25 protein-coding genes and 1 tRNA gene are annotated in these 26,930 nt (G+C 55.5%); 16 read left to right on the forward strand and 10 right to left on the reverse strand.

Annotation, left to right across the window (positions count from 1 at the left end):
* The first annotated feature begins 2 nt into the window (after positions 1–2).
* Together ihfA and FWJ25_RS16925 are read left to right on the forward strand one after the other, a co-directional pair.
* Positions 3–305, forward strand: a complete 303-nt coding sequence (gene ihfA / locus FWJ25_RS16920; RefSeq protein ID WP_149601445.1) for an integration host factor subunit alpha — start codon at positions 3–5, stop codon at positions 303–305.
* Complete coding sequence (locus FWJ25_RS16925; RefSeq protein ID WP_149601446.1) at positions 286–651, forward strand: MerR family transcriptional regulator; 366 nt, start codon at positions 286–288, stop codon at positions 649–651. Before ihfA ends, FWJ25_RS16925 begins: the two co-directional genes overlap by 20 nt.
* 60 nt (positions 652–711) lie before the next feature.
* Here the strand turns inward: FWJ25_RS16925 and FWJ25_RS16930 are convergent, their stop codons facing one another.
* Positions 712–900 carry a YgaP family membrane protein gene (locus tag FWJ25_RS16930; protein WP_149601476.1) on the reverse strand — a complete coding sequence of 63 codons (189 nt, stop codon included), beginning with the start codon at positions 898–900 and terminating at the stop codon, positions 712–714.
* Between the two features lie 117 nt (positions 901–1,017).
* On the opposite strand from FWJ25_RS16930, the gene FWJ25_RS19915 reads away from it, so the two are divergent.
* The 6 genes from FWJ25_RS19915 (at position 1,018) to yddG (ending at position 5,750) form a co-directional block, all read left to right on the forward strand.
* On the forward strand, positions 1,018–1,242 hold the full coding sequence (locus FWJ25_RS19915) for a cyclic nucleotide-binding domain-containing protein (RefSeq protein WP_246166871.1): 225 nt from the start codon (positions 1,018–1,020) through the stop codon (positions 1,240–1,242).
* Entirely contained in the window at positions 1,242–1,481 is a 240-nt protein-coding gene (locus FWJ25_RS19920) for a Crp/Fnr family transcriptional regulator (RefSeq protein ID WP_246166872.1), read from the forward strand. Before FWJ25_RS19915 ends, FWJ25_RS19920 begins: the two co-directional genes overlap by 1 nt.
* Before the next feature lie 5 nt (positions 1,482–1,486).
* Positions 1,487–2,596 carry a tRNA-queuosine alpha-mannosyltransferase domain-containing protein gene (locus FWJ25_RS16940; RefSeq protein WP_149601447.1) on the forward strand — a complete coding sequence of 370 codons (1,110 nt, stop codon included), beginning with the start codon at positions 1,487–1,489 and terminating at the stop codon, positions 2,594–2,596.
* A gap of 99 nt (positions 2,597–2,695) precedes the next feature.
* Positions 2,696–3,982, forward strand: a complete 1,287-nt coding sequence (locus tag FWJ25_RS16945) for an MFS transporter (RefSeq protein ID WP_246166873.1) — start codon at positions 2,696–2,698, stop codon at positions 3,980–3,982.
* A gap of 33 nt (positions 3,983–4,015) precedes the next feature.
* Complete coding sequence (locus tag FWJ25_RS16950) at positions 4,016–4,747, forward strand: AraC family transcriptional regulator (protein ID WP_149601449.1); 732 nt, start codon at positions 4,016–4,018, stop codon at positions 4,745–4,747.
* 85 nt (positions 4,748–4,832) lie between these two features.
* Positions 4,833–5,750 (forward strand): aromatic amino acid exporter YddG, encoded by a 918-nt coding sequence (yddG, locus tag FWJ25_RS16955; RefSeq protein ID WP_149601450.1) that lies wholly within the window; start codon positions 4,833–4,835, stop codon positions 5,748–5,750.
* Here the strand turns inward: yddG and FWJ25_RS16960 are convergent.
* Positions 5,662–6,156, reverse strand: a complete 495-nt coding sequence (locus tag FWJ25_RS16960) for a winged helix-turn-helix transcriptional regulator (RefSeq protein ID WP_149601451.1) — start codon at positions 6,154–6,156, stop codon at positions 5,662–5,664. The genes yddG and FWJ25_RS16960 overlap by 89 nt on opposite strands.
* A gap of 113 nt (positions 6,157–6,269) precedes the next feature.
* Here FWJ25_RS16960 and FWJ25_RS16965 point away from each other — a divergent pair, with 113 nt between their 5' ends.
* The 3 genes from FWJ25_RS16965 to FWJ25_RS16975 are packed head-to-tail and all read left to right on the forward strand — an operon-like array spanning position 6,270 to position 8,464.
* Complete coding sequence (locus FWJ25_RS16965) at positions 6,270–7,004, forward strand: SDR family oxidoreductase (protein WP_149601452.1); 735 nt, start codon at positions 6,270–6,272, stop codon at positions 7,002–7,004.
* Between the two features lie 10 nt (positions 7,005–7,014).
* The gene (locus FWJ25_RS16970) at positions 7,015–7,605 is read left to right on the forward strand and encodes a 2-hydroxychromene-2-carboxylate isomerase (protein WP_149601453.1); all 591 of its coding nucleotides are present in this window, start codon (positions 7,015–7,017) and stop codon (positions 7,603–7,605) included.
* A gap of 37 nt (positions 7,606–7,642) precedes the next feature.
* A complete protein-coding gene (locus FWJ25_RS16975; protein ID WP_149601454.1) occupies positions 7,643–8,464 on the forward strand; it encodes an acyl-CoA thioesterase in 822 nt (273 codons plus the stop codon).
* Between the two features lie 71 nt (positions 8,465–8,535).
* Here FWJ25_RS16975 and FWJ25_RS16980 read toward each other — a convergent pair.
* Positions 8,536–8,612 (reverse strand) — tRNA-Pro (locus FWJ25_RS16980).
* Between the two features lie 112 nt (positions 8,613–8,724).
* Complete coding sequence (locus tag FWJ25_RS16985) at positions 8,725–10,368, reverse strand: FMN-binding glutamate synthase family protein (RefSeq protein ID WP_149601455.1); 1,644 nt, start codon at positions 10,366–10,368, stop codon at positions 8,725–8,727.
* A 249-nt stretch (positions 10,369–10,617) separates the two neighbouring features.
* On the opposite strand from FWJ25_RS16985, the gene FWJ25_RS16990 reads away from it, so the two are divergent.
* Positions 10,618–12,207, forward strand: a complete 1,590-nt coding sequence (locus FWJ25_RS16990) for a BCCT family transporter (RefSeq protein WP_149601456.1) — start codon at positions 10,618–10,620, stop codon at positions 12,205–12,207.
* Positions 12,208–12,298: 91 nt separating this feature from the next.
* Here the strand turns inward: FWJ25_RS16990 and FWJ25_RS16995 are convergent, their stop codons facing one another.
* From FWJ25_RS16995 to FWJ25_RS17010, 4 genes are all read right to left on the reverse strand, one after another.
* Entirely contained in the window at positions 12,299–13,246 is a 948-nt protein-coding gene (locus tag FWJ25_RS16995; protein ID WP_149601458.1) for an alpha-L-glutamate ligase-like protein, read from the reverse strand.
* A 1-nt stretch (position 13,247) separates the two neighbouring features.
* A complete protein-coding gene (locus FWJ25_RS17000; protein ID WP_149601459.1) occupies positions 13,248–14,765 on the reverse strand; it encodes an inactive transglutaminase family protein in 1,518 nt (505 codons plus the stop codon).
* Entirely contained in the window at positions 14,762–15,559 is a 798-nt protein-coding gene (locus FWJ25_RS17005) for an ATP-dependent zinc protease family protein (protein WP_246166874.1), read from the reverse strand. The genes FWJ25_RS17000 and FWJ25_RS17005 overlap by 4 nt, the downstream gene beginning before the upstream one ends.
* A 175-nt stretch (positions 15,560–15,734) precedes the next feature.
* Positions 15,735–16,124: a hypothetical protein gene (locus FWJ25_RS17010; protein ID WP_149601460.1), complete on the reverse strand. Its 390-nt coding sequence runs from the start codon at positions 16,122–16,124 to the stop codon at positions 15,735–15,737.
* A 490-nt stretch (positions 16,125–16,614) separates the two neighbouring features.
* Between FWJ25_RS17010 and FWJ25_RS17015 the strand changes: the two genes are divergently transcribed.
* Positions 16,615–18,024 (forward strand): DNA recombination protein RmuC, encoded by a 1,410-nt coding sequence (locus FWJ25_RS17015; RefSeq protein ID WP_188093656.1) that lies wholly within the window; start codon positions 16,615–16,617, stop codon positions 18,022–18,024.
* Between the two features lie 5 nt (positions 18,025–18,029).
* On the forward strand, positions 18,030–18,881 hold the full coding sequence (locus tag FWJ25_RS17020; RefSeq protein WP_149601461.1) for a hypothetical protein: 852 nt from the start codon (positions 18,030–18,032) through the stop codon (positions 18,879–18,881).
* Between the two features lie 27 nt (positions 18,882–18,908).
* Here the strand turns inward: FWJ25_RS17020 and FWJ25_RS17025 are convergent, their stop codons facing one another.
* Positions 18,909–19,928, reverse strand: coding sequence for an AraC family transcriptional regulator (locus tag FWJ25_RS17025; protein ID WP_149601462.1), 1,020 nt, complete (start codon positions 19,926–19,928; stop codon positions 18,909–18,911).
* Positions 19,929–20,117: 189 nt separating this feature from the next.
* Here FWJ25_RS17025 and FWJ25_RS17030 point away from each other — a divergent pair, with 189 nt between their 5' ends.
* A complete protein-coding gene (locus tag FWJ25_RS17030) occupies positions 20,118–21,239 on the forward strand; it encodes a CaiB/BaiF CoA transferase family protein (RefSeq protein ID WP_149601463.1) in 1,122 nt (373 codons plus the stop codon).
* Between the two features lie 110 nt (positions 21,240–21,349).
* Positions 21,350–24,025 carry a penicillin acylase family protein gene (locus FWJ25_RS17035; protein ID WP_149601464.1) on the forward strand — a complete coding sequence of 892 codons (2,676 nt, stop codon included), beginning with the start codon at positions 21,350–21,352 and terminating at the stop codon, positions 24,023–24,025.
* Positions 24,026–24,102: 77 nt separating this feature from the next.
* Here the strand turns inward: FWJ25_RS17035 and FWJ25_RS17040 are convergent, their stop codons facing one another.
* Positions 24,103–26,901, reverse strand: a complete 2,799-nt coding sequence (locus FWJ25_RS17040; RefSeq protein ID WP_149601465.1) for a hypothetical protein — start codon at positions 26,899–26,901, stop codon at positions 24,103–24,105.
* Positions 26,902–26,930 lie beyond the last annotated feature (29 nt).

Consider the following 26,930-nt stretch of genomic DNA (forward strand, 5'->3'; position numbering starts at 1 on the left):
ACATGGCGGCTTTGACGAAAGCGGAAATGGCCGAACGGTTGTACGAGGAGTTGGGCCTTAACAAGCGTGAAGCCAAGGAAATGGTAGAAGCTTTTTTCGATGAGATCAGAGGCGCACTTAGTCACAACGAACAGGTGAAGTTGTCAGGGTTTGGCAACTTCGACCTGCGGGATAAAAAGCAGCGGCCGGGACGGAACCCGAAAACTGGTGAAGAAATTCCCATCAGTGCACGGCGCGTCGTTACGTTTCGCCCAGGACAAAAACTGAAACAGAAAGTAGAAGCGTATGCTGGAACCGAGTCATAACAACGAACTCCCCGCCATTCCGGGAAAACGCTATTTCACCATTGGTGAGGTTGCTGATCTGTGCGCTGTAAAAGCGCACGTACTGCGTTATTGGGAGCAGGAGTTTCCCCAGCTTTCACCCGTGAAGCGCCGGGGTAACCGCCGCTATTACCAGCGAGCGGATGTGATTACCATTCGTCAGATTCGTAGCCTGCTGTACGATCAGGGGTACACGATCGGTGGTGCCAAGCAGAAGCTCAGCAGCCATGAGGTGAAAGACGATACCTCACAGTACAAACAACTGATTCGTCAGATGATCACTGAGTTGGAAGAAGTTCTGGATGTGCTGAACTCTCCAGCCAGGTAAAAGGCGGATATAGAAAAGCCGAAGATGTATGAATCTTCGGCTTTTTTTATTCTTTCAGGTTTACTTCTTCTTGCAGGTTTTGATCCCGAAAACAGAGTAGGCCGGGCAATTACCCACAAGGGCGGTGGCCAGAGGGATAATCCCAATCCAGCCCCAGGGTGTTTGCGGCCCAATAAATACCAACGCCAGTAAAATCACACCCACAACCGCACGTATAGCTCTGTCTGCAGATCCCATATTCACAGTCATCATTCATTCTCCATCAGTGGTATAGGAAGCGATGATTCAACTATATAACTGCTGGTATGGCCGTTCAGTGATAAAGTCACATTCGATCCAAGTTAACGCCGCCCGGGATTCGCGCTCATGACCCACCACATTCTACTGGACACCCTGAGCGAAGCATTGCAGCAAGAGATGCAGGCCAGTCTTGGCGTGATGACGTTTCCTGCCGGCAAGGTACTGTTCAGCGCCGGGGATCTCTGTCAGGGGCTTCCGCTGGTTCTGGGAGGGTCTATCAAGGTTCAGATGACGGGGCTGTCCGGTCACAGTATTGTGTTGTATCGAATGGGCGCCGCTTGGATAATCTGATGCTGTTGGTGGAGGAAGTTGCCTTTAGACGGATGGATGAAAGGTTGTATGAGTGGCTTGCCGCGAAGGCTGAACAGGGCGATCTGGCTGTTACTCACCAGGATGTTGCGGTTGAACTGGGTACTGCGAGGGAGGTGATCAGCCGGCTCCTTAAAGAGTTGGAGAAGCAGGGGATGGTTCGATTGTCTCGAGGTAAAATCGAATTTACCGGGTTTCAGAAGCCTTCAGTGCTCGTTTAGCCGCTATGCCCGTATCCAGTCCCAGAATTCTTCTGCTTTCGGCTTATGATGCATCCAGTCACAAACGGTGGCGGGAGCAGTTGGCGGGTTTGTTGCCCGAATACCATTGGCATTCCCTGAGTTTGTCGCCCCGGTTCTTCCGCTGGCGCATCAGGGGGAACCCTTTGAGTTGGCTGGACGAGCCCTGCCTGGGCGAACCCTGGGATCTGCTGGTTGCCACGTCGATGGTTGATCTGGCAACGCTGAAAGGAATCCACCCCAGGTTAGCCGGCACGCCCTGTGTTTTGTATATGCACGAAAACCAGTTTGCGTTTCCGGTTTCTGAAGGTCAGTCAAACTCTGTGGACCCTCAGATGGTCAACCTGTACGGCGCGATGGCCGCAGACTGCGTGGTATTCAACAGTGAATGGAACCGCACCAGTTTTCTGGATGGTGTCCGGGATCTTTTGAGCAAAATGCCGGACGCAGTCCCGTTGGGTCTGCCTGAAAGGCTGAGGGACAAATCCCTTATTATTCCCGTTCCTATTGAAGATCGGTTGTTCACAGACTGTAAAACTGACTACAACTGGGACAGCCCACACCTGCTCTGGAACCACCGATGGGAATACGACAAGGGGCCAGATCGACTGCTGGAACTCCTAAAGGCTCTTGATCGGCGTTCAATCCCTTTCCGTCTGAGTGTGGTTGGTGAGCGGTTTCGGAAGTATCCAGGGGCATTCGATGATATCCATGAACGGTTCAGTGATCGAATAGTGCATTGGGGATACCTGGATAGCAGAGCGGATTATGATCAACTGCTGATGAATGCTGATGTGGTTGTTTCGACCGCGGTACATGACTTTCAGGGTCTCTCCATGCTTGAAGCCATGGCGGCGGGTTGTCTGCCCCTGGCTCCGGACCGGTTAGCCTACAGAGAGTATGTGCCAGCTGATTTTCGATATGGGGCAGGGGGCAAGCCTTGCGACGAAGCGGCATCTGCAGCCGACTGCCTGGCAGAATTAATGAGATGCCAACCTGAACCGTGCCGGCCTGATTCGTGGCGGGGTTCTGTCCTTGCTGAGAAATATCGCAACCTGTTTCAGCACGTGATGGGTGCCCGGGTGGGCCTGAAGTAACTTTTGTATCAGCGAGTGTGCAGCTGAATGTCCCTGATGAGCTTGCTAAACTGTTTCTGTGCTTTTTTGCCGTGCCACGACTGATTGGAGTCTCCCCTAGTGGAAAATAAAGTGACTGCGGATACCTATGATCGTTTGATCAACCCTGTGCTGATTTCCGGTTGCATTATCATTCTGGTGGGGTTTGCAGTGCGGGCATCGTTCGGACTGTTCCAGTTGCCCATCGCCCATGAGTTCGGTTGGCCACGGGAGTCGTTTTCACTGGCCATCGCTATCCAGAATCTGTTCTGGGGAATCGGACAGCCTATTTTTGGCGCGTTTGCAGAACGTTATGGTGATCGTAAAGCAGTACTTGCCGGGGGAGCCTGTTACATTCTCGGCCTGCTGCTGTCCGGGCTTGCCACAACTCCGGGGCAGCACCAGTTTCTGGAAATACTGGTCGGTTTTGGCATAGCGGGTACGGGCTTTGGCGTCATTCTGGCTGTGGTTGGGCGGGCGGCCTCAGACAAAAACCGCTCAATGGCATTGGGAATTGCAACCGCTGCCGGCTCGGCCGGGCAGATCGTAGGGCCTCCGGTCGCTCAGGCGCTTCTGAGCCAGATGCCCTGGCAGACGGTTTTTGTCGTTTTCGCGGGCTTTGTGCTGTTATCAATGCTAGCGCTGACGATGATGAAAGCCCCCACCCGGGTGGGGGCGTCTGTCAGTGACGAGCCGGATGAGCCTATGGGCGTTGTGGTTCGTCGCGCAGTTAAAGACCCAACGTTTATCTTCATTTTTATTGGGTTCTTTTCCTGTGGCTATCAACTGGCTTTCATCACGGCCCATTTTCCGGCCTTTATTACCGAGATGTGTGGGCCTCTGGCGCCGGACAGTTTGCTGTATACGTTGGGGGTGACGTCCGCAACCACGCTTGGGGCTATATCCATCGCACTGATCGGGCTTTTCAACATCGGAGGAACATTGCTAGCCGGATGGTTAGGGAACAAGTACTCCCGAAAATACCTGCTGGCGACGGTGTATATGTTGCGAACCGTTGTGTCCGCTGTCTTCATTATGATGCCCATCACACCTGAAACGGTCGTGCTTTTCTCCATCGCCATGGGATCGCTCTGGTTGGCGACTGTGCCCCTGACGTCCGGACTGGTGGCCCATATCTATGGCCTGAAATACATGGGTACATTGTATGGGCTGGTGTTCTTTTCCCACCAGTTGGGAGGCTTCCTCGGTGTATGGTTGGGGGGCGCGATGTATGACGCCTACCATGATTACACACTCGTCTGGTGGGTTGGCGTAGGTGTCGGCGCATTGTCGGCGCTGATCCATCTTCCGGTCAAGGAACTGCCGTGGTCCCAGAGGGGCAATAACCTGGTTATGGCTGCTTCCTGAGGGCGGGGCGGTGATAGGCGGTATACTGGAACGATGAGCAACTCAGACCTGTCCCTGCATCTTCGAAGCTATGGTGATGAGGGAAAGAAACATTCCCATAATCACCATCAGCTCGTACTGCCTCTGTCTGGAGCACTTTCCCTCTCTGTGGATGCCACTGAGGGCAGAGTGGAACAGCGCAAGGCGGCCATCATCCCTTCAGGTAGCGGGCATGGCTACGCCGCAACGGATGAGAACCGGTTTCTGGTTGCGGACGTGCCGGAGGGCTTGGCTCCGGCATTGGATAAGCTTCCGGTATTTGTGGAGCTGGACGATGCCTTGCTGAACTACGTGCAGTTCCTCCATAGCCAACACCTGACCGGACGAGATTCAGGTTTCACCCAGCATCAGATGCTTCTACTGCTGATCCAGCTACTCCAGGAGCGTTACGGGAGCCAGCTCAATCTCGATCGTCGGGTAGCCACAGCCAAACAGTATCTGGATGGTCATTTCCGCCAGCGGATCTCGACCAGTGAGTTATCTGCCGTCGCCAATCTGAGTACGCGTCAGCTGAACGACCTGTTTCGCAACCAGGTGGGGATGACGCCGCATCAGTACCTGACAGAAATCCGAATGAAGGAGTCCTGGCGGCTGCTGGAGCAAACAGGTCTGAGTATCCAGAAGATTGCCGATGCCGTGGGATACGGCTCATTGTCATCCTTCAGCGACAGATTCACTCGCCATTTCGGCAAATCACCGAGTTACTTCCGCCGAAAATCACAATAATTTCTCCGCAAGCCGAAAGTCGTCGTGCACCGTCGGGCATACAGTATCCGGAACATCAACTGTCGACGATTTCCGGGAGAATGACATGGCATCAGCGAACGTGGCAACGTGGATTGGCTCGGTTTCCGTGCTGCTTTGGGGAACTCTGGCGCTGCTCACCAAGCTATCCGGCGGTGACATACCCGAGTTTCAGCTTATGGCGATGACCTTTGGAATTGCCTTTGTATTGATGTGTGTGCGCTGGTTCAGGGCAGGGCATACGGGCGTTCGCTACCTGCGGCAGTCCCTGCTGGCCTGGTGCATCGGAATCGGCGGGCTGTTCGGCTACCATTTTGCCTATTTCAAGGCAATGAACCTGGCCCCGGCTGTGGAAGTCAGCCTGCTGGCCTATCTCTGGCCTCTGCTTATCGTGCTGTTGTCTTCTCTGCTGCCAGGGGAGGCATTACGCAGCAAGCATCTTGTCGGCGCTATACTGGCCCTTGGAGGGTGTTGGCTGCTGATCGGGCGCAACGCAGACGGCTTCGCCTGGCAGAACCTGGAAGGCTATCTGGTGGCACTTTCCTGTGCCGTTATCTGGTCATCCTACTCTGTCTTGAGCAGGTTGGTCCGCTCGGTGCCGACGGATGCCGTGGGGTGGTTCTGTGGCGTGACCGCAATCCTTGCTCTGGGTTGCCACCTGATGTGGGAGGAGACGGTGTGGCCAAACGGATGGCAACAGTGGCTTGGGGTAATCGGGTTGGGGCTTGGGCCGGTTGGTATTGCCTTTTTTACCTGGGATTACGGGGTTAAACACGGAAATATTCAGTTATTGGGGACGCTGGCGTACGGCGCGCCGCTGATATCCGTGATCCTGCTGATTCTGGCTGGCTATGGAGAGGCGTCTGTCGGCGTGATTGGAGCCAGCGTGATGATCGTTACCGGTTCGTTGATTGCCGGTCGCTCGGGCTCGTCTGAGTTGTCTTCCAGCCCGGCCCGGCTTCAATCCGAACATCCCTCGCCGTGACTTCCTCTCTGCAGTGAGAACATACGGTTACCGGGTGCATCTGATGGCCGCAGGGTTTGTGGATGTGCACCAGAGGCGCGCCACGCTCATCGGCCATATACGTGTTCCCCCAGTGAACCAGTGCCATGATGACCGGGTGCAGGGCGCGACCTTTGTCGGTCAGCCGGTATTCTTCTCGCAGCGGTTTTTCCTGATACGGTACTTTGGCCAGAACACCATTCTCCACCAGCTTTTTCAGTCGGTCCGTCAACACATGCCGGGTAATGCCCAGCCGACTTTCAAACTGATCAAACCGACGTACTCCGAGAAAACAGTCCCTCAGGATAATGAGTGTCCAGCGGTCGCCCACAACCGCCAGGGCTCTGGCCACTGAGCACGGTTCCTGATCCAGTTCTTCCCACCGCATGGCTTGTCCCCCTTCTGATACCAGCGCTTATTTTAGCTTGACAGGTTCTTAAAAGGAACTGACTATAGATGAGTTCCAAAATAGAACCTAAGAAATGGTAAGGGGCAAGGCCAATGAAACAGAATAAACAACACGTGGCTGTCGTGATTGGTGCCGGAGATGCAACAGGCGGTGCGATTGCAAAACGGTTTGCCCGAGAAGGCTATACGGTGGTTGCAACCCGGCGTCACGAGGATGCATTGATTCCGCTTGTGCAAGAAATCGAAGAACTTGGCGGCAAGGCGTTTGGTCTCGGTTGTGATGCGCGGGATGAAAACGCCATGTGTGCTCTGTTCTCAAAAATTGAGGACGAGATCGGAGCGATTGGTGTTCTGGTGTTCAACATTGGCGCCAATGTCCGGTTCCCGATTACTGAGACGACCGGGCGTGTTTACCGCAAAGTATGGGAAATGGCGGCATTCGCAGGATTCCTTGCCGGGCGCGAAGCGGCGAGAGCCATGTTGCCCAGAGGGCGGGGAACCATCATTTTTACCGGGGCAACGGCCTCACTTCGTGGAGGCTCTGGTTTTTCAGCGTTTTCGGGGGCCAAGTTTGCTCTGCGGGCTTTGGCGCAGAGCATGGCCAGGGAATTGGGGCCGCAAGGCATACACGTTGCCCACTCCATTATTGATGGGGCGATTGATACCGCCTTCATCCGCGACAATTTTCCGGAACGATACGCGCTGAAAGAAAAGGGCGGAATTCTGAATCCGGACCATATCGCCGAGCACTACTGGCAGCTTCATCAACAACCGAGAGACAGCTGGACCCACGAACTGGATCTCCGGCCGTGGATGGAAACTTTCTGAGGGCAATAACATGACAAAAACCATCGACTTCTATTTCGACGTAGGCAGCCCGGCGAGTTACCTGGCCTGGACCCAACTGAAGGGGCTGACGGAAAGAACAGGAGCGGATATCTGCTGGAAGCCCATGTTATTGGGGGGCGTTTTCAAAGCCACCGGAAACAGCTCACCCGCCACGATTCCAGCGAAATCCGTCTATAACCGCATGGACATGGCACGCTTTGCCTCTCGCTATAATGTGCCTCTGAATTTCAATCCCCACTTTCCCGTTAACACCCTGTACCTGATGCGGGGAATGGTTGCCTGTCTGGGCACCCCTCATTTCGACAACTATCTGCAAGCCATCTTCAACGCCATGTGGGTGGATGAACAAAACCTCGGGGACGTTGCTGTCGTTGCCGACGTACTTGCCAAGGCGGGCTTCAATCCAGAAGATGTTATTGCTCAATGTGATGATTCGGCCATCAAGGAGAGCCTGAAACGCTTGACGGAGGAAGCTGTTGAGCGAGGGGTGTTTGGCGCGCCGACGTTTTTTGTCGGAGATGAGATGTTTTTCGGGCAGGACCGTCTGGGTCAGGTGGAAGAATGCCTGCTCGCGAACTGAACACGGAACCTGTAGACCTTAGCCAAGAAGGATCAATATGAATCAGAACACTACTCTCCATGTATTTGACCAGTCGGTTTCACTGGAGCCTGCGGGGGCTGATACCTTTTGCGGCCGTACGCCCGCAGCATACGCAAATATGGTGGGGCCGTACGGAGGATTCCTAGCTGCTACCTTGCTGAACGCCGTTCTCCTGCATGAAGAGAGGCAGGGTGACCCTGTATCCATGACGGTCAACTTTGCGGGCCCGGTCGGGGACGGTGACTTCCAGGTCGTAGCATCGGCTCGCCGTACCAATCGGTCAACACAGCACTGGAACGTCGAGCTCTCCCAGCAAGGTGTGGTGGCCGTGACCGCGACCGTGCTGCTGGCGGTGCGCCGGGATACATGGGGTGACACGGAAGTATCCATGCCAGACGTGCCTCCCTCGGAATCCGTTGAGCGGATTGATGCGGGCCAATACCTGGCCTGGGTAAGGAACTACGATTTCAGAGTAGTAGAGGGGCATTTCGATCCTGCAGGGGGTATCGAAGCGAACGGAGATTCTCTGACGAGGCTCTGGGTCCGGGATATGCCACCGCGTCCGCTGGATTATCTGTCTCTTATGGCCATCAGCGATTGCTTTTTCCCGAGAATATTTGTTCGCAGGCAGCAACGAATGCCAGTTGGCACAGTTTCTCTGACCACATACTTCCATGCTGACAGGGACAGCCTCGCCCGGCAGGGGGATAGCCCGGTATTGGCAGAGGCTCATGCCCACAGATACAGCCGCGGCTTCTTTGATCATACCGGGAAGCTGTGGGGCGTCGGAGGCGAGCTGCTCGCCACGACTCACCAGATGGTGTATTTCAAGGATTGAGACGCCGAGTGATTCGGGAGAATCCGAAGCATAAAAAAAGCCCGGACCGAAAGGTCCGGGCTTTTTAAATATGGTCGGGACGGCAGGATTTGAACCTGCGACCACCTGCACCCCATACAGGTGCGCTACCAGGCTGCGCTACGCCCCGAGATTCGCTGGCTACTGAGAAAACAGGTTTATCTCAGTGGCTTAGCGGGAGCGAAGTCTACACTAGCCCGCCATAAAAAGAAACAGGAATTGTAACTTTCACGCCCGGATTTTTATCGCAGTTTCGTCTCTCGGAGTTTGAGCATGAATTCCGGTGCGTCAAAGGAGTCCGCTGTGACGTGTGGCCAGTATCGGTCGAAAACGGCATGTCCTGTTTCGCCTGCCAGCAGCTCACCAGGCTCCAGGAAATGGAACAGGTCAAGGTAACTGTGGACTTCCGTTTTGGATACCCTGCGGATGATGTGTTCCGGACCGAGTTCGGAGGTGTGCCTGAGGCCAGACGCTTCCAACAGATGCTTGAGGGCATCAAGGGTATTCTTGTGGAAGTTGTAGACACGTTGGCTCTTGAGCTCCACATCCAGCTTTTCACCCCGGCGCGGGTCTTGCGTGGCCACGCCGCTCGGGCAGTGGCCGGTGTGGCAGCTCAGGGCCTGAATGCAGCCCAGGGAGAACATGTAGCCCCTGGCTGAGTTGCACCAGTCTGCGCCCAGGGCGAGCGTTCTGGCAATGTTGAAGGCTGAGGTGATCTTGCCCGCAGCGCCAATGGCGATATCTTCCCGAAGGTTGGTGCCAACCAGGGTGTTGTGCACCAGTAGCAGCGCTTCGGTCATTGGGGTGCCCAGCCGGTTGATGAATTCAAGTGGCGCTGCACCTGTGCCGCCTTCGCCACCATCCACCACGATAAAGTCCGGCTTACGTCCGGTTTCGAGCATGGCTTTTACAATGGCAAACCATTCCCACGGGTGGCCAATGGCCAGCTTGAAGCCGACGGGCTTGCCCCCTGACAGCTCCCGCAGGTGATCAATGAATTCAAGCAATTCAACGGGGTTGGAAAACGCGGAATGGCTGGACGGAGAAACGCAGTCCTCTCCGATGGAGACACCCCGGGCTTCTGCGATTTCTGCGGTTACCTTGGCTCCGGGCAGGATGCCCCCATGGCCAGGTTTAGCACCCTGAGATAGTTTGACCTCTATCATTTTGACCTGATCAAGATTGGCGTTCTCCCTGAACATGTCGGCATTGAATGTACCGTCCTTGTTGCGGCAGCCGAAATATCCGGAGCCAATCTCCCATACCAGGTCGCCCCCTGGCTGCTTGTGGTAGCGAGAGATAGAGCCTTCGCCAGTGTCGTGGTAGAAGCCGCCCATCCGCGCGCCTGTGTTCAGGCTTTTTATGGCGTTTGCTGAAAGCGCGCCAAAACTCATGGCGGAGATGTTAAAAACGCTTGCGCTATAAGGCTTTGCGCACTGTTTTCCGATCACAACGCGGAAGTCGCTTTCGGTGATTGTGTTGGGAGTCATTGAGTGATTGATCCACTCAAAGCCTTCTTCGTACATGCTCAGTTGTGAGCCAAAAGGGCGCTTGTCCAGGACGTTTTTGGCGCGCTGGTAAACGATGGCTCGTTGTTCCCTGGAGAAGGGGCGCTCCTCAGTATCAGACTGGATAAAGTACTGCCGTATCTCCGGTCCGAAGGATTCAAGCAGGTAGCGAATGTGGGCCACAATCGGGTAGTTACGGCTTACGGTGTGCTTGCGTTGCCGCAGGTCGTAGATCCCCAGGGCGGAGAGTGCGCCAAAGATGATGGGGAAAATGGCCCCTGCGCCTACTGAAATGCTGATGATCAGGGAAAGAATAAATCCAGCGAGGCTGAGAACAAAAACGGTGTAGCGAAGGGGGAACGTGGTCGTTTTCTCCATGGAATCCTCTGTAAGTCCATAACGCACGTGGGTGTCTGGTTGGGCACAGTATATCGTCAATGTCAGGTTTCTGTTGCCGGTCGCTGTGTTAACTGCCTTTTAGGGATGAAATGTTGGTCTATGTTTAGAGGTGAGCGCATAGTCGGAGTTCGTTTTTGATGTTTTGAGCTCAAAGCATTACCATGGACGGTTTGTAACGTTTGAATTCCGATTCTGAAAAGATTCATCCAATATCAGGAGGCGCCAAACGTGGGCGAGGTAGTAAAAGACGAATTTCAGACGGATTACGTCGCGGGCCAGGATAATATCAATCCTTTTGGCCTCGACCTTCACGCACCGGTATTCCCGATAACGGCGATACTGGTTGTTCTTTTCGTGGTGGGCACGCTGATTTTCCCTGAGCAAGCGAAATCGATGCTGGATGGGGCCAAGTGGGACATTATCGCGACATTTGACTGGTTCTTTCTGATCAGTGCGAACATCTTTGTGGTTGTATGCCTGGCGTTGATCTTCCTGCCGGTTGGCAAGATCCGGCTTGGTGGTATGGATGCCAAGCCTGAGTTTTCCACCATGTCCTGGTTTGCCATGCTGTTCGCAGCGGGGATGGGGATCGGCCTTATGTTCTGGGCGGTGGCTGAGCCGACGGCCTATTACACCGGTTGGTACGAAACGCCGTTCAACGTTGAAGCAAAGACGCCGGCGGCCGCTGATCTGGCAATGGGTGCAACCATGTACCACTGGGGCCTGCACCCGTGGGCGATTTACGCGGTGGTGGCGCTCTCCCTGGCGTTCTTCGCGTTCAACAAGAACATGCCTTTAACCATTCGCTCTGCATTCTTCCCGCTGTTGCGGGATAAGGTCTGGGGCTGGCCTGGTCACATCATTGATGTGCTGGCCGTTGTGGCCACCATCTTTGGTCTTGCTACCTCTCTTGGCTTTGGTGCGCAACAGGCAGCTTCCGGTCTGAACTATCTGTTCGATGTGGGTGCCGGAACCAATATCCAGATGGGTATCATCGTCGGTGTTACGGCTGTTGCCCTCGTGTCTGTCCTGCGTGGACTGGATGGCGGCGTCAAGGTACTCAGTAATATCAATATGGGGCTTGCCGCGCTGTTGTTGTTCTTCATTATCTTTGCCGGCCCAACGATGTCGATCCTGGAAACCATCTGGATGACGTCATCGAGCTATGTGGCGAACGTTCTGCCTCTGAGCAACCCGTTCGGCCGGGAAGACGAAGCCTGGTTCCAGGGCTGGACTGTCTTCTACTGGGCCTGGTGGATTTCCTGGTCACCGTTTGTAGGCATGTTTATCGCCCGGGTTTCCCGCGGTCGTACTGTTCGTGAATTCATTACTGCTGTTCTGATCATCCCGACGGTGATCACCATGGTGTGGATGAGTTCTTTTGGTGGTACCGCTCTTGAGCAGATCATGGATGGTATTGGTGCGCTGGCCAAAGATGGCCTGACCGATGTACCTCTGGCGATGTTCCAGATGTTTGAGAACCTGCCGCTGACTGGAGTGATTTCGTTCGTCGGTATCATTCTTGTTCTGGTGTTCTTTGTAACCTCATCGGACTCAGGTTCTCTTGTGATTGATAGCATCACTGCCGGTGGTAAGACCGACGCGCCGACTGCACAGCGTGTGTTCTGGGTGGTTATGGAAGGTTGTATCGCTGCAGCACTGATCTTCGGTGGTGGTGCCGATGCTCTCGGGGCTATCCAGGCGACTGCGATCAGTGCCGGTCTGCCATTCACCGGCATCCTGTTGGTTATGACCTGGGGATTGCTGAAGGGGCTGACCCACGAGCGCAAGCTTTTGATGGCTCGGGGCGAACTGTGATTTGCTTGTGAGATAAAAAAACCGGGGCTCTTGCTCCGGTTTTTTTATGCCGTTTGAACGCGCCAAGTTTAGTGGCTGGAGTGCGTAGTGGCTAGAGCGCGGCGAATTGCTCCATTGCAAAACGTGCCCGTTCCTGCGGCGTAAAGTGGGGGCGCTTCAACGCTTCAATGCTGCGGAGCCGGGGAAGCAAACCGCGGCCGTTGGCCATCTGTATGGCAAGCCCGGGCCGGGCATTCAGTTCCAGTAACATCGGGCCCTGGTGGGCGTCGACAACCAGATCAACACCCATATACCCCAAACCGGTTGCCTCGAAGCAACGGGACGCCATCTCCAGCATTTCCTGCCAGGCATCAATGGCAATATTCTCAAGAGCGTGACCGGTATCCGGATGGAGGGTAACGGGGCGGTTAAACTGGACGGCATTCAGGCTACGCCCCGAGCCGATATCGAGCCCTACGCCCACCGCTCCCTGGTGAAGGTTTGCCTTCCCGTCAGAGGCTTTAGTCGCCAGTCGCAGCATGGCCATGACGGGATACCCCTGAAAAACCACGATTCGGATATCGGGTACGCCCTGATAGGAATACTGAGCCAGGGCCGGGTCTGACTGGACCAGGCTTTCCACAATAGCTACATCCGGGGTTCCTGCGAGGGAGTACAGGCCTGCAAGAATGTTTGTGAGGTGGCGTTGCAGGTACCCCGAGTCGACACGGGCACCCGATGCCTTGATGTACTCATCGCCGTCACGGCCGGTAATGACCGTGATGCCTTTGCCACCGGAGCCTTTGGCCGGCTTGATCGCAAATCCGCCCAGGTCTTCAGCCATCTCCCGGAAGTGAGAAATCTCATGCTGTTGGCGAACAACCTGCAAAAGCTTTGGCGTTCTGACGCCGTATTCAGCCACCACCAGCTTGGTTTTGAGCTTGTTGTCCACCAGCGGGTATGAGGACCGGTCGTTGTACCGGGCAATATAATCTACATTGCGCCGGTTCATATTCAGCATGCCAAGGCGGTTAAGCCGGCGTGGAGAAATCCAGTCCATATCAGTCGTAGACCTTCATGGGCGTAAAGCGCTTCAGCTCGCTCAGCTTGTAGCCGGTGTACTGGCCCATCAGAAGGATGAGTCCCAGAACGACCAGATGAAGTTCCGGGAAATTAAAGGTCAGGTGCCCGGCGAGTTGTGAACTCATCAGCAAGTAAGCGCAGATGGCGACAAACAGGCTGCCTGCACCTTGTACAAGCACCTCGCGCCCGCCTTCTTCTTCCCAGAGAATCGACATCCGTTCGATCGTCCAGGCGATGATGACCATCGGGAAGAAAGTTACCGTCATACCGGTATTGAATCCCATCTGGTACCCGATGATGCTCATGCCTGCAGTGATGAAAATGACCAGGATGATCAATGCCGAGATCCGGGATACCAGCAACAGGTTCAGGCTGGACAGATAACCGCGCATCAGGAGTCCGATGGAAACCACTGCCAGGAAGGCGATCAGTCCGGGCACCAGTGTTGTCTGGACGAAGGCCACTGCGATCAGCACAGGCATGAATGTGCCTGAGGTGCGAATACCGATCACCATCCGCATAAAGGCGACCACGAGGGCTCCCAGAGGGAGCAGGAGCAGCATGCGGAACATGCTCTGCTCCTCGATGGGAAGCTCGTAGAAACTCAGGAATCCCAGTCCATTGGCTTCAAACTGCATGGTCGCCAACTGCAAGGCGGGGATTGTCTGCCTTAAAATGGAGAAGCCGACCTCCGAGTTGTCTGCGCCGATGACGTCCAGCAGGGAGCCTGCGCCCTGGCGCCATAGCAGCAAGTCATCAGGAACGCCCTGTTCGGCGGTTCTGGGATTGAATGTCAGCCAGCGTTCGCCGTTATAGATTTGCAGAAACTGAGTAAGCTGCTGGCGCCTGCGGGCGTCTTCCAGCTGCAGGCCGTCTGCTGTCCGGGCTGGGATGCCTGCATGGTTGAGCATATCCTCAAGCAGTTTCAGGTAATTTTCTTCGGCGACCAGAAGGGTGGTGTTCTGGGTACGGGTGTCCGGCTGCATCAGGCGAATCAGTTCGCGAGTCATGCTTTCCGGAGTGCTGGAACGCTCTGTGGCCTGCGCCAGAATTTCGCGTACGGCCGTTGCCTGGGGCTCTTCCCAGAATACTTTCCGGGCTTTCGGCGGCCGCGCAGGGCGTGCGGGTTCGGCGGTTGCGTCAGGAATGAACTGGGCTTTGAAATAGAGCGTCTGGGGTCCGGAGGCATGCCGCTTTGACCACTCCGCACGACGGCTACCGGATTTTTCGATGACAGAGAATCCGTACCCGGGTGATGCGGCCTGTTCGCTCAGTACCCGAAAACCTGGCGGGTTCTCTGGAACATTGAGGCTGGCGAGGACGGAGTCATCACGGGCATCGAAATCGACCCGGGCCTCGACCATCCAGACCGGGCGCTGCTCACCGGTGAGCCAGGGAATCCCCAGCTCCATGTGTCTCCATATGGCGAGGGCGATTCCCGCCGCGATGAGCAGGAAAACAGCAATATAAAAGGGAAGGCGGGATCGGCTGGTCACGATTCATCTCGGTTCTTGAGAATGGATTCCGGCAGTTCCGTTGCGAACTCTTTGCCTACGTCAATCAACATCACATCACGGAGTACGTTACGTCCAATCAGCACTTCGTGGGTGAGGTTGGCCCTGTCTGTCAGGGTGAACTCTGCCACTTGCTCGTGATTGCCGATGGCGAACTGCAATTCGACCACAACACGCCGTTCCGCTTCATCGGCACTGGCCTGAATCACTTTGACACGACGAGAGATTTCTTTTTCGAGAGTGACCAGCTCATCGGTTCCTGGGACCGGAACGTCAAACCTCACCCAGTTGCTCCCGTCTCTTTCAAAGCGGGTGATATTCCTGGCATCCAGCGATGATGTTTCGGCGCCACTGTCAATCCGGGCGGTGTAGACCTGGTCCGGGTCCGCCATGTAGATCTTCTCCACTTCACCCACGATAACTTTGCCTTTCAGGCGATCCGTGCGTCCCTTGGCGGAATCGGAGGCCGGGCATGCCCGTTGTGTTGGGATAGGCGGGCAGCTGGGCTTTTCCACCTGGGTACGGATGGCTTCCAGTATGTCCTGAGTGGAGCTTTCCTGCTGATGCAACATTTGTTCGTGACGCACGGTGGCGTTACCTTCCATGGTCACCAATGTTGCGCGTTGTGCCTGAACCGATGATGAGAGGCTCTCCATGTTTGACTTGGGAACCATGAAATATCGGTCGGCAGAGCAGCCAGCCATCAAAAGCAGGGCGCCTGAGGCCAGCACAAGCCTGGAAAGCGAAGCCCCGATCTGAAAATGTTGTAACGCCATGAATAACCCCGGTGCGGCCAGCCGCAAACATCCGGTAAACGGTTGTGGCGGGCTGTGCGCGTGTGACTGTATATATTTGGGGCAGGAGTATACAACAACCGACCTGTGTAAAGGCTTTACAGATGGTTAAGGGGGCGCCTGCGCTCGCTTTTTTTTGCCTTCTCCGGGTAGGTACTTACCGGGACAGCAAATGACCTTCGCCAAGAAGTGTCTCGGAACGAAGGTATTCCTGAATGACAGGTGAGCAGTTCAGGTAAAACAGTAAAAGCTCCCGTTGTACGTCCTGATCCTGGATGCGGACTGCGAATCCGATCAATTCCCTGATTTCGTCGTCGCTGGCGGAGCGGATATCGCTGGCCTCAAAGCGCTTGCTATATCGCGTTTTGAGCAGTGATGTCAGGCGTTCGAGATGAAATTCACCGGTATGAGTTATGTGGGGCAGAATACGAAACTGACCACATGCACCGGCTTCCTGCGAATCAGGCAGGCTATCCCCTCGACTTGGGGCCGCGCCATCCGATTGCAGAAAATCCGCTCCGAGTTTGCGCCAGAGAGTTTTGAGCATGATTGCTTTCCGTTTTTATTCGCCGCTACCTGAGACTATGGCCGTTAAAAAAACGTAATGCGAGCCTGGCGAGGGAACATTTTATCCTTTTAGACGATATCACCTGTCGCGTCCACTGGCAGGTTCACTTGTAAAGCCGATTTGCCAAATAGTCGAGCTTCCCGGGGTGACCTGTCATACAGGAGACGGCGTCTTGGGAAAAAGGTTCCATGGTTGGGGTAGACTGTGTTCTTTATGGGTTTAAGCGGAAACAGGAGTAGGCAACGTGCCTGAAGCAGTCACCGAATTGATGGTTAACCGGCCGGAACTGATGGCAGGCTGGATGGTTTTTCTGGTGATGATCTCGATCATTCTGACAGGCGTGTGGGTACGCTCGACTACAGAACGCAAACGTATTGCGGCTGAGTTAGAGCGGCTGGATCAGGAGCGGAGTGAGGCAGAAAACCTTTTGCAGGATGCGCGCCATCGGGAGGCGCTGGGCAGGCAGGAGATGGACCACCAGGTTAAAGCCGCAGACGATTTGAAATCCCGCCTGGAACGTTTCGAAGCAGACCTCGAACAATGGCGTGATAAAGCCGCTACCCTGGAAAATCGGGTGGCTGGTCTGGAGTCCGATCTTGAGGGCCGTCGCCATCGTATCTCCGAGCTCGAATCGGAGAGAGCAAAACACCTCCAGAAGACCGACGAGCTGGCGGCGGAGCTGCATCGGGCCCAGGTGGAGTTGCGGGAGCAGCAGGTCACCCTGGACAAGGAACGGCGCTCAGCGGGTGAAAAACTGGAGCTGCTCGAGCGCAACCGGGATGCGCTGAAGCAGGAGTTCGAGAACCTTGCCAACAAGATTTTCGAGCAGAAAAGCGAGCGATTCAGCCAGCAGACCCGGACCAGCCTGGATACCTTGTTGAACCCCTTCCGTGACCAGTTGCAGGATTTTCGTAAGCGGGTCGAAGACGTGTATACCACGGAAACCCGTGATCGGCAGGCTCTTCGCAGTGAGATCAAGTCGCTGCAGGAACTGAACCGCCAGATTACCGAAGAAGCATCGAACCTGACGCGGGCTCTGAAAGGGGACAAGAAAATCCAGGGTAACTGGGGTGAGTTGATCCTTGAAAGGGTGTTGGAGCGGTCTGGCCTGCGTAAAGGTGTCGAATACGAAACCCAGGGCAGTTACCGGGATAGCGATAACCAGTTGCTGCGGCCTGACGTGGTGGTTCATTTGCCGGACAGCCGTAACCTGATTATCGACTCGAAAGTATCGCTGCTTGCCTACCAGCAGTGGGTGACCGAAGAGGACGAAACCGTCCGGGCCGAGGCTCTGAGCCAGCACGTTGATGCCGTCCGGAACCACATCAAGACCTTGAGCGAAAAAGATTACAGTCAGCTTAACGGGTTGCATTCTCCGGACTTCGTGCTGCTGTTCATGCCTATCGAACCGGCATTTGTGGCAGCTTTTCAGCAGGACGAGAACCTATTCGCAGAAGCCTTCGAGCGAAAGATTATTGTGGTGACACCCACAACCCTGCTGGCAACGTTGCGCACTATCGAGAATATCTGGCGCTATGAGCGGCAGAGCCAGAACGCGCGCCGGATCGCCGATCGGGCAGGTGCTGTGTATGACAAACTCCGGGTTTTTGTGGAAGCGATGGAGCGTCTTGGCGGGCAACTGCACACTGCACAGGGTACTTACGATGCAGCGATGAATACCCTGACCCGAGGCCGGGGCAATCTGATCTCCCAGGCCAACCGGTTTGTGGAGCTGGGGGTACGGGTTAAGAAAGAACTTCCGAAAGCCATCATGGATCAGGCCGAGGTGGACTCCGATCAGGAGTCGGAAGACAATCAACAACTGGATCAAGCGGCGCTCAATGATGAGACGGTTGATACCGAGAATCAGCAGGAGTAAACGCCATGACAGGATTATTGAATTGCAGTCGTCTGGCCCGAAGTCTGGTTTTGGCAACGATGGTCATGGCAGGGCAGGCCCACGCCCTCGCACCTGAACACGAAACCCGCCGTCTGATGCTGGCCACAGAGGAAGCGGTTTCCAGTGAAAAATGGAACGAAGCCGCGGAATATCTGAACCGCCTTCAGGTGCTGGAGGGAGAAAAGCCTGCGGAATACTTCTATTACCGCGGCCGCGTCATGTTCCAGGCCGGACATCTCAATGAAGCCCAGTCAGCGTTTGAGCACTACGTCGGGCAGACTGGTGCAGAAGGCTCTCATTACCAGGAATCCCTGAAACTGATTACCGAGATTGAGAAGACGCGAAAAGCTAACGCGAGTGCCGCGCAGCCGGGCACCGGGAAGGGCGGCCGGGTTGCGGTTATTGAACCGGCCGGCCAGCAAAGCCTTGAATCCCTGCGTAAACTCTATCTGGCGAACAGTGATCTTGAAGCGCTCACACTGCACCTGAACAGTCTGCTCGGCGTAGCGGGTTGGAGGCAGGATCAGGGTGTCGTGCAACTGGATCGGCCTGCTGATATTGGTTATCAGGTCAACGTCAGCGGTAGCACGATAAATGTTCAGGAAACCCGTCGGGACACCAGCGGTGTTGTTCGTAAAACACAGCCTCTATCCGTTTATGGCGTGAATCCGCAGGTTGAATGGAGTTGTGAGCCAGCCGCCGGAGCATGCTGGGTGTATGACCCGCGAGATGGATCAAGACTGCTCCAGCTGGCGCTGGGGCGGGATCAGGCCCGTGAGATAGCCCACACACTGGGGCGCGTGATCAAGCAGCTTCAGACTGCCTCCGGTTCCTGAAACCGGCCTTCCTGTTCTCCTGACTTCCTACTTCACCAAGGTGCCCCGTTCTCCCTCGCGGTAGGCACCTGGTGTAACTCCCGTCCACTTCTTGAAGGCTCGGTGGAAGGTTGAAGGCTCGGTGAATCCAACTTTGCTGGCGATATCATTGATGGGGAGTTCCTGTCTGCTCAGGTAATAAATCGCCATATCACGCCGCAACAGGTCTTTTATCTCCTGAAACGAGGTGTTTTCCTGCTTGAGGCGCCTGCGCAATGTTTGCGGGCTGGTATGCAGCTCTGCGGCAATCCACTCGAAATCCGGTAATGGTCTGGAAAAGTCCCGGCCGATCAAGGTCCGGATTTTTCCCGTGAACGTGTTGCTTTCATCGGGGCGGGAAAGGAGATCTGCCGGGGAGGTTTTGAGGAACTGCCGCATTTCCGGTTTGTCCCTGATGACCGGTGCGGACAGAAAACGTTTATCGAAGGTCAGGGCTGTCTGGCTGGATTCAAATTCCAGCGGGCAGTGGAAAATGTGTCGGTATTCGTCGCCGTGGGAAGGGCGTGGGTAGTCAAACTCTGCTCTTTCCAGTTCGATAGGCTGGCCAATCAGCCAGCTACCTAATCGGTGCCAGATAACCAGCAGGCTTTCCCGGAGAAAGTAGTGGGGATCGTGAATGTCGCCCTCTATCCGGGTGACCAACCGGGCATGCTCGCCGGAGGTGTTGAGCTCCATGGTAACCATGGGCTCAAACAGGCGGGAAAACTGATAGGCCTGTCGATAAACCGCTTCCAGGGTCGGGCAGTCGATCACCAGGGCGCACATGGTCGCAAACGTACCGCTGCGGGCGCGGCGGGGCCCCATTCCCATAAACTCGTCGTCCAGACGACTCCAGAGTACCTGCATGAGTCGACTGAACTGATCACTGTTCACCCGGGCCATCTCAATACGCAGTAGCTCGGGTGAAATACCAGCTTCGATCAGCAGTTCCCGGGTATCGAAACCCAGACTTTCGGCACCGACCAGGGATGCCTGAACAAAGTGCCGGGAAACCGTCAGGTTGGACATTTCTCTCGCCATTCCATGAAAACGAAATCCATCATAAGACCCGCACACCACATTGCAAGCCGTGAACGGGGCACAAAGTTGGCAGAAATGGTCAATCGGAATGAAGTAACCGGCAGTTGGCCCTGTTAGCAAAACCGGGCAGCATGGGCTGGATCAAGCTGACAAATTCCAATAACAAAGGAGAGCCTGATGGCAGGCCCGTTATCGTCACTGAAAGTACTGGATTTCAGCACACTGTTACCAGGCCCATACGCCACCATGTTGCTGGCTGATATGGGCGCGGAAGTCTTGAGGGTAGAGGCTCCGGACAGAATGGACCTTACCCGGGTAATGCCTCCCCATGATGGTGGTGTCAGCACAGCTCACGGTTACCTGAATCGGGGAAAGCATTCCATTGCCCTGAACCTGAAAGAAGAGGCAAACGTAGAAAGAATCAAAGCGCTGGTGGCGGAGTTTGATGTGGTTGTCGAACAGTTCCGGCCGGGTGTCATGGATCGTCTCGGAATTGGCTACGAGGTACTCAGGAGTATCAATCCACGCCTTATCTATTGCTCCATAACCGGTTATGGACAAACCGGACCCTATCGGGATAAAGCCGGGCACGACATCAACTACCTGTCCCTGGCAGGTGTCAGCTCCCACTGTGGCCGTGCCGAAAGGGGGCCGCCGCCAATGGGAATCCAGATTGCGGACGTTGCGGGCGGCTCTCACCATGCGGTGATGGGCATATTGGCGGCTGTCATCCATCGGCAGCAATCCGGGGAAGGTCAGTATGTGGATATCAGTATGACGGATGCGGCGTTCGCTCTGAATGCCATGTCCGGTGCAGCATGCCTGGCCGGCGGTCAGGAGCAGCGGCCGGAGAGTTCGTTGCTCAACGGCGGTTCTTTCTACGACTACTATCAGACCAGTGATGGCCGATGGTTGTCTGTCGGTAGCCTGGAGCCACAATTCTCTTCGCGCCTTTGTGAAACTCTGGGTCTGGATGAAATGAAAAGTTTCGCCCTCAGCCAGAACCCGGAACATCAGAAAACCCTCAAGCAGGCCATTAGCGGGGCTATTGCAACCAGAACTCTGGAGCAATGGCGAAAGGTATTTGCCAATAGGGATGCCTGTGTCGAACCGGTACTGAGCATTGCGGAAGCCGCCGAGCACCCGCAGATGCAGGCCCGGGATATGGTGATCATGGTTGATCGGGGAGATGGAACCGCACAGCGCCAGATCGGGTTTCCGATCAAATTCGAAAAAACGGCCTGCCATGCCGGATGGGTGGGCCGAACCCTGGGGGCCGACAACGACGACTATCTCTAAAAATCGTGAGTATCTGTTCGGTTTTGCTGCCGGGAAGCGATTAGTCTGCTAGCTTTATCATTGTCACCGATCACGGTGCACCCGTAGTGAACAATGATAAGGATAACACTATGAAAATCAGGAAAATGTCAGGCTACCGGCCTGGTTATAGCCGGGCGTTCAGCCTGGCTCTGATGCTTGCCGGCAGTACGGTACTGACAGGGTGTCTCAACGACGACGATAGCTCCCCCTCAAGCTCAGGTAGCGTGAGCCTTGATACCAACCTGTTCCCGGAGGATGGTCAGCTAGAGGCGACTATTCGCAGGACGACGGACGGTGTGCCTCACATTACCGCTGATAACCTCAAATCCGCTGCGTTCGGCCATGGTTATGCCCAGGCTCAGGACAACGTGTGCATGCTGGCCGAAGCAATTGTGAAGGCCCGAAGTGAGCGTGCGAAGTACTTCGGGCCGGGTCCCGATGATATCAACATCATCAACGATTTCAGCTTCAAGGCACAAAAAATTCTCAGCGGCGCTGAGGAAGAGTTTCCGATGCTGTCGCCAGAGTCTACGGCTCTCATCGAGGGCTTTGCTGCGGGCTACAACAAGTATGTGAGTGAAACAGCGCCGGGGGATTTGCCCGCTGAATGTAACAACCAGCCCTGGGTAAAGACCATTACACCGGTTGACCTGTTTGCGCACTATCGTATTGTTGGCCAGTACGCCAGTGGTGCACTGTTTGCCACAGGCGCAGTGTTCCTTGCAGTCCCTCCGGGTGAATCGCCGGTTCCTGAGTCTGTCGTTGCTGCAAGCCAGAGCATGGATCCTTTCAAACTGGTTGCTGCAAATGCCCGCATGCATGCAAGCGATATAAAGAACTTCCAGGATATGGGGCTGGCAAGCAATGCCTGGGGTATTGGCCGGGAGATGAGCGAGGGCGGAAAGGGGGCATTGCTCGCGAATCCGCACTTTCCTTATACCGGCCACCGTCGCTTGTACCAGGTGCAGATGACCGTGCCGGGCTACCTCAATGCTATGGGTGCCGGTTTGCTGGGAACGGCTGTCCCCCTGATCAACTTCAATGAAAATCTGGGTTGGTCTCACACCGTCACAACAAGCCGTCGATTTACGCTCTACGAGCTGACACTTAAAGACGGCGATAATCTTACCTACATCAAGGATGGTGTAGAGAAGCCCATTACATCCGAAACCTTCCAGGTAGAAGTATTCAATGGTTCGCCCACGCCCACCGTGCTGGAGCGAACGTTCTACTACTCGGAATACGGCCCAATGCTTTCGGCGAATGCGGTAACCAGCGGAGGCCTGCCGAAGTGGGGTGCCAACGGTACCGCCTATACCTACCGGGATGCGAATGCCAGCACCACCCGTCTGCTGGACACCTGGCTGCAAATGAGCCAGGCCAGTAATCTGCAAGAGTTCCAGGACGTCTTCAGGAACTGTGGCACGACCTTCTGGACGAACTCTACGTATGCGGACGATCAGGGAAATGCATTCTACATCGACAGCAGTTCGGTTCCGAATCTGTCCAAGCAGGCATTGGCTGTTATTGCTTTTAAACGCAATGCCAGCGCTGCCTATAACCAGCTCTTCAATGCGGGCCTGACACTTCTGGATGGCAATTCTTCACGGGATGACTGGGTTGAAGGAAGCTGTAACGGGCTGGTGCCTTATGAGGACAAGCCCAAGCTACTGAGGGCGGACTGGGTACAGAACTCCAATGACAGCTACTGGTCCACCAACCCGGCAGAGTTCCTGACCGGATATTCGCCCATGTTCGGCCCTGAAGAGTCACCGCTGGGGCCGCGCACAAGGTTGGGTATTTCCATGCTCCAGAACCCTTTGTCATCAGGCCCGGTTTCACCGACGGCACCGGAGCCTGCTGGGCAGGATGGAAAGTTTGGGGCTGAAGATCTGGTCAATGTGATCTACAACAACAGGGCCTGGTACGCCGATGAGTTCCTTGATGAGCTCAGGAATCGTTGTACGGCGATTGGGGCAACGCAGGTTCTTCTCCCTACTGCAGGTTCGCGATCAGTTGATCAGGGTTGCGCCGTATTGCAGGCCTGGGATGGTCTTTACAATATCGATAGCGTTGGAGCGCACGTATATCGTGTCTTTATCGCCAATTACCGCAACAGTTTTGCAACGGACCTTACGGTGCCTTTCGATCCGACCGACCCGGTCGCAACGCCCTCCACGCCATCGGCGACCAATGCGGGCACTCCGGATGACCCTATGCTGCAGGCTCTGGCTGTTGGTTTGAATGCGCTTGATTCTGTCGGCATTGCCTATGATGCCGCGTTGGGAACGGTGCAGTATTACCAACCATCCGGCGGAGCACTTCCCGGGCTGGCGGGTGGAAGCCTGAGTGGTGGTACGCCAACAGACCTGGGGCCATCGTTCCCATGGCATGGTGGTGATGGAGGTGTCGATGGCGCATTTAACGCTATCGGTGTCGTTACCGACCCCTTCCTTGAAGATACCCGCTTCCCTCGTGTTGCACCCAGTACGATTGCCAATACGGCAGGGTTGTCCGATGTTGCTGGAGAAGGCTGGAGAATGGCGCGTGGCACCAGTTGGCACTTTGGCCTGGAGTTTACGGATAACGGGCCGGAGGCTTTCGGACTTGTCAGCTATTCACAATCCACCGATTCAGATTCGACCTTCTTCAATGATCAGAGCCAGCGCTTCTCTGACAAGAATTATCGGCCGATTGCATTCTCGGAGGAAGATATTGAAGCGAGTCTTCTGACAGGAGGCGAGCAGACCATCACCAGCGACTGACACGCATTCAGTAAAGCAGGGAGTAAAAAGAAAGCCGGGCATATCGCCCGGCTTTCTTTGTTTGAGGGGGGCAGCGATTACTGCTGGATGACAGTGTCATCCGTGGCTGTTGTACCGGCACCTCCAGAGAGGATCATGCCGATTGTCTGGCCGACCATTTCAGAGAATACATCGGAATTGTCAGCAGAAACCGGTGTGCCATGAGTACCTGCGGTGTAACGCGTGATGGCCGGCAGAGCGTAGTTACCTGCGGCTGTCACGTCATTGGCGCTCAGGGTCAGGGCCAGAGGCTCTGTACCTGCAAGCGGCGCAATGAAAGCGTTGCCGAGGGTTTCGCCTTCTCCTGCGCTGTTTGGAATCACCGTATCGCCAATGATTTCAGACAGCAGGATGCCGGTGCCGGCAGCCACGTGGTTATCCGAGAAGTTAACCGGGTCTACGGTATCCAGAGTTGCTTGCAGCACGTTGAAGTAGGTTTCCAGATTGGCATCACCCTGTTCCAGACCCGCCGCTGCGCTCAGGCCACCGAGAATGGCTGGTGCGAACGTCTCGGAGTTTTCAAGCAGGCGCACGATGCCGCCGCCCGGGGTCAGTAGGCTTGCGGCCACTACGTCGTCAGAGGTCTTCTCAGAGAGGGTGATCTGATTCTCGTTGGAAGCCGCAACGAACGGCGAACCGTTGATGGTGCCGAGGGAGTGACCCACGAAGAATACGTTGGTCATATCCAGAGTCCCGCCAGCGGCGGCGCCGTTGATGTCGATGTTGCCCAGACTTGCCCGAAGGTTCATCAGGTCAACAGCTCCCTGGCGGTTGTTGTCGCGGCTGGCCAGGAAGTTGGTCAGGTTAATGAACAGACTTCCTGATTCATCTTCACCTGCGGCCACTGCCGGATCGAAATCCATCAGTGTTGGCTGGTTGGCATCGTCTGCGTAGAAATTGAAATGGCGTTCAACGTCAGTTGCTGCAATACCCGGAATGGTGCTGCCAGGAGTTGCAACGGTGTTTTCTGCTGCGCCCAGGAAACCAATCGCGGCATCCAGGTTAGCATCTCCCGAGGTTCCTCCTGTCAGCACATCATCGATGATTGCTTGTGCTGTAACCGCATCCTGGCTGGTTGCCGTCATCACGAAGCTCAGGTTCAATTGCCCGGCGATTAAGGCAGCCACCGTAGTGTCGGAAGGAGCGAGGCTCGCGGGCAGGCCATTGTCCTGACCCGCTTGCAGAAGGGATGTTGCGAGCCCTTCCACGGACGCCTGGGACGCAGGAGTTACACCATGCAGTGGTTGATCAATCGCAACAACAGCAACGTTGGTTCCCATCGCAGCCAGTGTACTGACGAGCGCACTACCAAATGACAAGGCGGCACTGCGGTCCGTGGTGATGCCATGCTGGTAGATTACGGTACCGCCACTGACATCACCTGAGCTGGGATACAGAACCAGCACTGGCGCTTCCTGAAGTTCACCTTCCGGGAACGGGAAAATGTAGTTTACGACGTCTGATACGGACGGGTCCGCTTGCGGAATGACAAGGTTAAGGCCCGAGAACGCATAGTTCATGGTGGCCGCCAGGCCGCTGTCAGCCGTCCAGGATTCGGTGACCAATGGTGTGCCGTTGGTACCGCTCGGCGTGCCCAGGTAGTAAGGAAGCTCGATCGTACCCTGTACAAGGTTGACGTTTCCGGCACCGCCTGCCGCAGCCGATACCGGCGCGGAGGCCAGTGCTACATCGTTTGTACCCGCAAGATCCAGTGTGACTGTTCTGGCAGCAGGCGTCGGGAGAAGGTCAGAAAACCCGCCCGCAGCGGATGGGGCACTGCTGAGAGTAACACCGATACATTCAACGGCCAGGCTTCCAGTCAAACCTTCACAGGGTGCTCCACCACCGAACAGCGTCGGTAGTTTCTCGGCAATTGTGCCGCCAGACGAAGCAGGGATGTTCGGGAAGGCATTATAGGCTGCGGTAACAGCGGTATTAACGTCTGCATAGGAACTGGCTCCGCCCGCAACCGCGCTTTTTGCTGCGGAGACCTTCACAAAGCCTTCAATCTGGTCCGCAAACCAGGCTGCAGGCTCAGCAATGTAAGGCAGAACCTTTTCATCGTTAGACGTTGTAAAACTGTAGGAGATGGCAACGTCATCAGCGGTAAGGGAAGCACCCACTGCGCCAAAGTAGGCTTCAGCCAGTGGCTCCCAGACGCGGTTGATCAGGGTACGCACAGCGGCAAGCGACGCCGTGCCCAGAGGCTCATCGCCTGTCAGGCTGGCATAGGATGGCGACTGAATGATGGCATCGCCATTTACGTCGAGCACTCCCGTGGTCACAACAGCGATATAGCGCTTGCGCGGGTTCAGCGGCTGAGTCGGTACAATCCGGATAGCGGAACTACCGTCAAGTGTCACTGTATCCGCAGTAAACTGTGGCATGGCCGTCGGGCCAGACAGTGCGAGCTCCAGTGTGGGGGGTTCGCCGTTGCTCAGACCCTGCACCGGATCACCGCTGGCATAGGCAACTTCGATCAGGAAAACGGTTTGATTTGCCACCACTGAATTGGCGTCAACCTGGCCGTTGAACTGGATAACGGCAGGAGCAATGGTGGAGGCCCCACTCAGGGAGTTCAGTGCAGTAGTTACCGGGGGGGATGTATCACCAACACGGAAGGTTCCGTCTTTGGCTACCGAGTCAAAAATCAGGTCATTGGGAATCGGGAGTTGGCTGGTGACCGGGTTGAATATTGGCCACGTTTTCCCGGTAACGGCCGGGTTGCTGATCTGGTAATCCGGGTTGGCATTCGCCCCTTCGTCTCCGCCGCTTAAGCAGCCTGTAAGTCCAACGGAAGACGCCACGGCAAGACTTATTAGAGTTTTCTTGAACATGGGTGGAACCTTTTCCTGTTGTTGTGTCG

Source organism: Marinobacter salinexigens, assembly GCF_008370345.1.
Taxonomy (GTDB): domain Bacteria; phylum Pseudomonadota; class Gammaproteobacteria; order Pseudomonadales; family Oleiphilaceae; genus Marinobacter; species Marinobacter salinexigens.

Excerpts from the sequence above, each read along its gene's own strand:
- ihfA (WP_149601445.1), top strand. The coding sequence starts at position 3 with ATGGCGGCTTTGACGAAAGCGGAAATGGCCGAACGGTTGTACGAGGAG.
- FWJ25_RS16925 (WP_149601446.1), top strand. The coding sequence starts at position 286 with ATGCTGGAACCGAGTCATAACAACGAACTCCCCGCCATTCCGGGAAAA.
- FWJ25_RS16930 (WP_149601476.1), bottom strand. The coding sequence starts at position 900 with ATGACTGTGAATATGGGATCTGCAGACAGAGCTATACGTGCGGTTGTG.
- FWJ25_RS19915 (WP_246166871.1), top strand. The coding sequence starts at position 1,018 with ATGACCCACCACATTCTACTGGACACCCTGAGCGAAGCATTGCAGCAA.
- FWJ25_RS19920 (WP_246166872.1), top strand. The coding sequence starts at position 1,242 with ATGCTGTTGGTGGAGGAAGTTGCCTTTAGACGGATGGATGAAAGGTTG.
- FWJ25_RS16940 (WP_149601447.1), top strand. The coding sequence starts at position 1,487 with ATGCCCGTATCCAGTCCCAGAATTCTTCTGCTTTCGGCTTATGATGCA.
- FWJ25_RS16950 (WP_149601449.1), top strand. The coding sequence starts at position 4,016 with ATGAGCAACTCAGACCTGTCCCTGCATCTTCGAAGCTATGGTGATGAG.
- yddG (WP_149601450.1), top strand. The coding sequence starts at position 4,833 with ATGGCATCAGCGAACGTGGCAACGTGGATTGGCTCGGTTTCCGTGCTG.
- FWJ25_RS16960 (WP_149601451.1), bottom strand. The coding sequence starts at position 6,156 with ATGCGGTGGGAAGAACTGGATCAGGAACCGTGCTCAGTGGCCAGAGCC.
- FWJ25_RS16965 (WP_149601452.1), top strand. The coding sequence starts at position 6,270 with ATGAAACAGAATAAACAACACGTGGCTGTCGTGATTGGTGCCGGAGAT.
- FWJ25_RS16970 (WP_149601453.1), top strand. The coding sequence starts at position 7,015 with ATGACAAAAACCATCGACTTCTATTTCGACGTAGGCAGCCCGGCGAGT.
- FWJ25_RS16975 (WP_149601454.1), top strand. The coding sequence starts at position 7,643 with ATGAATCAGAACACTACTCTCCATGTATTTGACCAGTCGGTTTCACTG.
- FWJ25_RS16985 (WP_149601455.1), bottom strand. The coding sequence starts at position 10,368 with ATGGAGAAAACGACCACGTTCCCCCTTCGCTACACCGTTTTTGTTCTC.
- FWJ25_RS16995 (WP_149601458.1), bottom strand. The coding sequence starts at position 13,246 with ATGGACTGGATTTCTCCACGCCGGCTTAACCGCCTTGGCATGCTGAAT.
- FWJ25_RS17005 (WP_246166874.1), bottom strand. The coding sequence starts at position 15,559 with ATGGCGTTACAACATTTTCAGATCGGGGCTTCGCTTTCCAGGCTTGTG.
- FWJ25_RS17010 (WP_149601460.1), bottom strand. The coding sequence starts at position 16,124 with ATGCTCAAAACTCTCTGGCGCAAACTCGGAGCGGATTTTCTGCAATCG.
- FWJ25_RS17015 (WP_188093656.1), top strand. The coding sequence starts at position 16,615 with ATGGACCACCAGGTTAAAGCCGCAGACGATTTGAAATCCCGCCTGGAA.
- FWJ25_RS17020 (WP_149601461.1), top strand. The coding sequence starts at position 18,030 with ATGACAGGATTATTGAATTGCAGTCGTCTGGCCCGAAGTCTGGTTTTG.
- FWJ25_RS17025 (WP_149601462.1), bottom strand. The coding sequence starts at position 19,928 with ATGTCCAACCTGACGGTTTCCCGGCACTTTGTTCAGGCATCCCTGGTC.
- FWJ25_RS17030 (WP_149601463.1), top strand. The coding sequence starts at position 20,118 with ATGGCAGGCCCGTTATCGTCACTGAAAGTACTGGATTTCAGCACACTG.
- FWJ25_RS17035 (WP_149601464.1), top strand. The coding sequence starts at position 21,350 with ATGAAAATCAGGAAAATGTCAGGCTACCGGCCTGGTTATAGCCGGGCG.
- FWJ25_RS17040 (WP_149601465.1), bottom strand. The coding sequence starts at position 26,901 with ATGTTCAAGAAAACTCTAATAAGTCTTGCCGTGGCGTCTTCCGTTGGA.